The following is a 6,230-nucleotide window of genomic DNA, read 5'->3' on the forward strand; positions in this document are numbered from 1 at the left end:
CGCTGGTCAATGCATTAGCGCGTATTAAAAGCTATCACGATTATGGCACCTTCACCCCTCTGCAGGTCGCGGCAATTGCGGCGCTGGAAGGTGACCAGCAGTGCGTTCGTGATATCGCCGAGCAATATAAGCGCCGTCGCGATGTGCTGGTTAAAGGGCTGCACGAAGCAGGATGGATGGTCGAGTGTCCGAAGGCATCGATGTACGTTTGGGCGAAGATCCCCGAGCAGTATGCGGCGCTGGGCTCGCTGGAGTTTGCGAAAAAGCTGCTGCAGGACGCGAAAGTATGCGTTTCGCCGGGGATCGGCTTCGGTGATTATGGTGATACCCATGTGCGCTTTGCGCTTATCGAAAACCGCGATCGTATCCGCCAGGCCATTCGCGGGATCAAATCGATGTTTCGTGCCGACGGTCTGCTGCCTGCATTGGGCAAGTCAGCCGGTGAAAGCCTCGAATAACGGTGGAGTCAGGAACAACACCGACAAAAACGGGAGCCGTGGGCTCCCGTTTTTTTGACTCTGGCGGTGCTTAAATCATCAGGGCAAAAGTACCGGCCCAAACGATGACCATAAAAGATACGCCCATAATAAAGTATTTCACGACTCATCACTCCGCGTTCTCGGCGAAACGCCTAAATGAATTTACTCTTGATTGTTGATTCTGATCTGTCGCAGTCAAACCAGATGATTCTGGCGGCCGCGGCAGAGCGAAATTCTGTGCGATAACTGCTCCAGATGGCGCTAATGTACGCCTAAAAAATGAGGGAAACAAGAGGCATTTTTTTATTAATTTTTAGTTACTTACGACTGTCGTGATTCGGCGACACATTAATTTCATTCGGTAATAAATTCCATTTTGGCGACGGTTTTCGCCGTAGCTGCTTTTACGCTATAGCTGCTTGATTTTGGAATTTATTCTATTGGCGCATGCCGGCAATGCGGCGCGGGAAATGCTCTCCCACACCGCAACATTCGGGCTTAATCGGCGGCGGGTTCCGGCTGACGCCATGCTTGCGGATAGTGTGCCGGTACAAAACGCAGGGTGACGCCCATCAGAGCGGCGACGCAGATGGCATGAAACGTCCAGTCCAGCACATAGTCGCCGCTCAGGCTGCGCAGCAGGCCCGACAACCATGGGGAGGCGCCGGCCACCATGAAACCGATGCCCTGCATAAAGGCCACCAGTCGGCCGGCAATCGCCGGATGGCGGGCGTGATCGAGGGCCAGTACCAGGCACAAGGGAAATGCGCCACCTAAGCCTACGCCGCAGCATACTGCCCACAGTAGCGGGACCTGTAGCGGCAGCCAGATGAACCCGCAGAAACCAATAAGCTGCAACATCAGCGTCAATAGCAACAGGCTGCGGCGATCGTCGTGACGAGCCAGCATTGGTATCAGCAGCGCACCTGCGGTCTGGCCTATGGTCATCATGGCCAGCAGGGTTCCACTAAACTGGGCGCTGTAGCCCAACTGCATATAATAGGGCGGCAGCCAGGCGATCAGGCTGGCGTAGCCGCCATTAATCAGGCCGAAGTAAATCCCGAGGGTCCAGGCGCGGCGGCGACGGAAAACAGACCTGCTTAGGGGAGTGACCCGCTGTGGCCCGGCAGGCTGCATGCGGCTGATGGACCACCAGCCAAACAGCGCCGCGATGGCGGGCAGAGCCCACCAGGCGAGCGCGTAATGCCAAAGGGCGCTGTGCTGCGCCAGCCATGGCGTCAATGCGGCTCCCAGACCTCCGCCGCCCATCAGCGCCGCTGACCACAGGCCCATGACCTGCGGCGTTCGTTGGGGGAACTGACGCTTTATCACTGCCGGAATCGTTGCCTGAATAATACCAATTCCGATCCCGCCGAGCAGGGCGCTACTCAGCAACAGCCCGCTATGCGGCGTAAATTCACGAAGCACAGCGCCTGAGGCAATCATCATCAGGCTCAGCACGATCCCACGATTTTCACTGATATGGCGCTGTGTCCACGGACTTGCCAGCGCCAGGAGTCCCATTGCGATGACCGGGATCGCGGTGAGTAGTGACACGAGGGTAAACCCCATTCCGCTGGCCTGTTGGAGCCGGGGAAGAAGTGGGCCGATGGAAGTCAAAAGCGGGCGCATATTGATGCCGACCAGTACCAGCACCAGAAGTATCAGGCTGTTGCGGGACCCTGGGCTCATTTTTGCCTATCCGCCCACAGCTGATAAAGCGCGAGGCCCTCGGGCTGAGGGCTATGGTGAATCGGGAGTGATTGCGCTTCTGGCGGTTGATTTAGCTGTCGGTAGATTGCGGCAGTGGAGAGCCGGAAGGGCTCGCCATCCCGGTGACTGTTGGCGAAATAAACCTCGCGTATGCCAGTCAAATAGATAGCGCTCAGACACATCGGGCAGGGCTGACCGCTGGCATAAATGATGCACTCGTTGAGCACCTGGCTGCCCAGACGCAGTGAAACGTCGCGAATGGTGTTGAGTTCGGCATGTGCGGTCGGATCGCCGTTTTGATGTAGGGTGTTGACGGCCCGGGCGACAATATCATCTCTGTGGACGATGAGTGCAGCAAACGGACGCCCGCCGTTTGCAACATTGGCTTTGGCGAGAGCGGTGGCGTGCTGAAGATAGGTATCGTGAACGGACATAGCGGCTCCGGAGATGAAAGCAGATAAGTTGCGGGAAGGTGAATCTTTCGGTTATACACAGGGTCAGAGTACGCATTTTGTTTTATAAGTTAAAAGACTTATTTATGATTTAATCTATTTGTTTTACTTATGAGGTTGTCCATGCTGCTACGCCATCTCACCTGTTTTCTGGCAGTTGCGGAACAGCGCAGTTTTACCCGAGCCGCAACAGCTCTGCATGTTTCGCAACCGGCTCTTTCACAACAGATCCGCCAGCTTGAAGAGATGTTGGGCGTCCTGTTATTTGACCGCAGCGGACGGCAGATTCGTTTGACCGATTCCGGCGAGATCTGGCTTATTTACGCCCGCCGGGTGCTACAGGATCTGGAAGAAGGCAAACGAGCGCTGCTGGATGTAGAAGACCTGCAGCGGGGAACACTGCGGGTGGCGATGACGCCGACGTTTACGACCTACTTTATGGGGCCGCTGGTAGCGGCTTTTTATCAGCGTTATCCGAACATCACGTTGACAATACGTGAAATGGCCCAGGACCGGATGGAAGCGTTATTGCTTAACGATGAGCTGGATGCCGGGATTGCTTTTGCCGATAGCGGCTCGCGGGATATCGTGGCCGCGCCTTTGTTCAGCGAAACGCTGGCGCTGGTGGTGGCGCGGCATCATCCGTTGGCGGGCCACCGATACATGAAGCTGGGGGCGCTCAATCAGCAATCGTTGATTTTATTGAGCGAGGAGTTTGCGACGCGCAGGCAAATCGACAGCTATTGCCGGCAGCATGGTATTCAGCCAATGGTGCACATGGAGGCTAACTCTATCAGCGCGGTGTTGACGGCGATTCAGCATACCCAGCTTGGTACGCTGTTACCGGCCGCTATCGTGCAGGGTTGCGACAATCTGGTTGCGGTGATGCTTACGCCGGTACTGCTGGAGCGAACGGCGTGCCTGCTGCAGCACAAAGAGGCCTGGCAGAGCGCCGCAGCGCGCGCGTTTAGCACGATGGCATTGCAGGTTGCCGGGGAGATTCGCAGTGAGAAAACCCTGCCGGGGTGAATATATATCAGCACAGGTCAGTCAGCGCGCGGGATTTTGTTTTTTCTTATATTTATGATGGCTGTTTATTCTCGGGGGGGGGGGAAGATATTCATCCGCCGCTTCCTTGCAGCGGACTTGTGTTAACCGCCCCGGTCAGAGCGAGCGAAGGTGTCCACCGTCGCCAACTTCTGCGTGACGATACCATTCCATCAACTCCAGCGTCCCCGCTTCACCTTCCGCCGGCGCCCACGAGACATAATCCCCGGCAGCAACCGGCTGATAACCGCCGTGTTTGACCTCAAAAATGACGCCGCCTGCATCCAGCGACAGAACCGCATGCCAGGTCCCGGCATCCATTTCTAACGCCGTACACTCTTCGCCTAATACGATGCGGCGAGTGACGTAACCGAGATCATCAAAAGTCAGTACCACAAAGCGCCCGCTGAGAGCTAACAGCAGCTCAAAAGTGTGCGGATGACGATGAGGGCGAATATAGGTTCCCGGTTCCATCGCGATCGCCAGACGTTGAACGGGATCGGTTAATTCCGGGTGAAAATTACGATGTGCACGCAAACGAGGTGAACGTGCTGCCGCTTCGCTCTGCTGTTGCATGTCACTGAAAGAGATGTATTTCATTTAGCCGCCTGACGTGAAGTCTGAGATTGCGAAGGGTTTCGCGACCGTGGATGAGCTCTGCACTGCTTTGCAGAAAGTCCGTTCTGCATTGTATCCATTTCCCCTTACTGGCGCGCACTGTTTTTCGGTTTCATCAGGCGCCATATCGTATGGCAAAGTCAACACGTTGACGTCATTGACCTTTTGGAGACTCCCTGATCATGGTGGGCCGTAGAGCGCTCCTTTTTATATATGTGACACCGTCCATTAATTCGGATGATTATTATCTATGCCAGAGGTACAAGAATATCACTCATTCATTTTATGAATTGTCTTTTTACAAAGACGTGGCAGATTTAATATGACTCTGTTTTTTAAATATGAGATTTTTCCTCACAATGATCGGGTAATATTCTTATTTTAATGCGGTTGTTGTTTTATTTTTTTTGAGAATGGTTGATCGATTTAACCTGAAAATCCAGTGATGATGCGGTGTTTACACTATCGTTAAATATCTTATGAGTATTCTGAAATCATCACTCTTCTTTTTACCTGCTTTACGTTAAAGCAAATTACTGGTTAAAATAAAAAACTCTTTTTTATATGGCGATACTCTGTCCGGCAAAGGGACTAATTTATTCAGGAGATAAATATATATGTCTGAATCATTTCAGAATGAGATACCTCGTGCGCGTGTAAATATAAAGCTGGATCTGGTGACGGGAGGCGCGCAGAAGAAAGTTGAGCTGCCATTGAAGCTCCTGAGTGTCGGTGACTTCAGCAATGGTAAGGCGCAAGGGACGCTTTCAGAGCGCGAAAAAATCAATATCACTATGAGCAATTTCAACAGCGTTCTCGCGGATCTTAATCCCGAAGTTTATCTCACCGTTAAAAATACTCTCGCCAACGATGGCTCCGAAGAAAATGTGAAGCTGGTCTTTCAGGATATGAAGGATTTTGAACCTGAGGCGATAGCGCGGCAAATTCCACAGCTCCGTGTGATGCTTGCTATGCGTAATTTGTTACGTGATTTGAAATCCAATCTGCTGGACAACGTTACTTTCAGGAAAGAACTGGAAATCATTTTAAAAGATCCTGCTCTTTCCGATGAACTGCGCAGTGAATTGAATGCGCTTGCCCCGGCCCAGGATTAATGTCTGGAAACTTTAACGGAATATTAACGAGAAAATTCTGATGTCAGTAAATAATGAAATCCAGAATGAGGGAAGGGCAGTCACAGTTGAAAAAATGCTGCCACAGAACGGTGTATATGCCTCACTGTTTGACAAAATTAATTTAACTCCGGTCGCTGAAATGGGTGATCTGAATGGGTTTGAAGATAATACCGTAATGGCGGAAACCTCGGCCGATGAACGTGTTACCGCCGCTGTTCAGGTTTTCATGCAGTGTCTGCACAAGTCCGGTCAGAAAGTCGAGAAGCTCGATAAGACATTACTGGACTACCATATCGCTGAACTGGATTTCCAGATCAGCCGTCAGCTTGATGAAGTTATGCACAATGACGCGTTCCAGAAAGTGGAGTCCGTGTGGCGTGGCCTTCAGTCCCTGGTGAGCAAAACTGACTTTCGCCAGAACGTGAAGCTGGAACTCCTCGATCTGTCGAAAGAAGAATTGCGTCAGGATTTCGAGGATTCTCCAGAAATTGTTCAGAGCGGCCTGTACAAGCAGACCTATATCGCTGAATACGACACCCCGGGTGGAGAGCCGATTGCGGCAGTGATCTCCGCTTATGAGTTTGATGCCAGCGCGCAGGATGTGGCGCTGATACGTAATATTTCAAAAGTCTCCGCCGCCGCGCACATGCCGTTTATTGGCTCTGCGGGCCCGAAATTCTTCCTCAAAGAGTCAATGGAAGAGGTGGCGGCCATCAAAGATATCAGCAACTACTTTGATCGCGCAGAGTACATCAAGTGGAAATCTTTCCGCGAGACAGACGATT

The 6,230-nt window shown here is 52.4% G+C and carries 8 protein-coding genes; 4 read left to right on the plus strand and 4 right to left on the minus strand.

What is annotated here, in order from left to right; translation table 11 throughout:
* A partial coding sequence (locus ACZAHD_RS20695) for an aminotransferase class I/II-fold pyridoxal phosphate-dependent enzyme (protein WP_462458431.1) occupies positions 1-458 on the plus strand: 458 nt, incomplete at its 5' end.
* A gap of 70 nt (positions 459-528) precedes the next feature.
* Here ACZAHD_RS20695 and ypdK read toward each other — a convergent pair.
* The 3 genes from ypdK to ACZAHD_RS20710 all read right to left on the minus strand — a co-directional run bounded on the left by ypdK (position 529) and on the right by ACZAHD_RS20710 (position 2,626).
* Positions 529-600 (minus strand): membrane protein YpdK, encoded by a 72-nt coding sequence (ypdK, locus tag ACZAHD_RS20700; RefSeq protein WP_099130696.1) that lies wholly within the window; start codon positions 598-600, stop codon positions 529-531.
* Positions 601-977: 377 nt separating this feature from the next.
* Positions 978-2,171: a cyanate transporter gene (locus ACZAHD_RS20705; RefSeq protein WP_462458432.1), complete on the minus strand. Its 1,194-nt coding sequence runs from the start codon at positions 2,169-2,171 to the stop codon at positions 978-980.
* The gene (locus ACZAHD_RS20710) at positions 2,168-2,626 is read right to left on the minus strand and encodes a nucleoside deaminase (protein ID WP_462458433.1); all 459 of its coding nucleotides are present in this window, start codon (positions 2,624-2,626) and stop codon (positions 2,168-2,170) included. Before ACZAHD_RS20710 ends, ACZAHD_RS20705 begins: the two co-directional genes overlap by 4 nt.
* Positions 2,627-2,767: 141 nt before the next feature.
* Here ACZAHD_RS20710 and cynR point away from each other — a divergent pair, with 141 nt between their 5' ends.
* Entirely contained in the window at positions 2,768-3,673 is a 906-nt protein-coding gene (gene cynR, locus ACZAHD_RS20715; protein ID WP_462458434.1) for a transcriptional regulator CynR, read from the plus strand.
* Positions 3,674-3,808: 135 nt separating this feature from the next.
* Here the strand turns inward: cynR and ACZAHD_RS20720 are convergent, their stop codons facing one another.
* Positions 3,809-4,291 carry a WbuC family cupin fold metalloprotein gene (locus ACZAHD_RS20720; protein ID WP_462458435.1) on the minus strand — a complete coding sequence of 161 codons (483 nt, stop codon included), beginning with the start codon at positions 4,289-4,291 and terminating at the stop codon, positions 3,809-3,811.
* 635 nt (positions 4,292-4,926) lie between these two features.
* Between ACZAHD_RS20720 and tssB the strand changes: the two genes are divergently transcribed.
* Both tssB and ACZAHD_RS20730 read left to right on the plus strand, forming a co-directional pair.
* A complete protein-coding gene (gene tssB / locus ACZAHD_RS20725) occupies positions 4,927-5,424 on the plus strand; it encodes a type VI secretion system contractile sheath small subunit (protein WP_462458436.1) in 498 nt (165 codons plus the stop codon).
* 40 nt (positions 5,425-5,464) lie between these two features.
* Positions 5,465-6,230 (plus strand): type VI secretion system contractile sheath domain-containing protein (locus ACZAHD_RS20730; RefSeq protein WP_462458437.1); only part of this gene is annotated, 766 nt, incomplete at its 3' end.

Origin of the sequence: Raoultella sp., from assembly GCF_039594335.1 — a bacterium.
Classification (GTDB): domain Bacteria; phylum Pseudomonadota; class Gammaproteobacteria; order Enterobacterales; family Enterobacteriaceae; genus Klebsiella.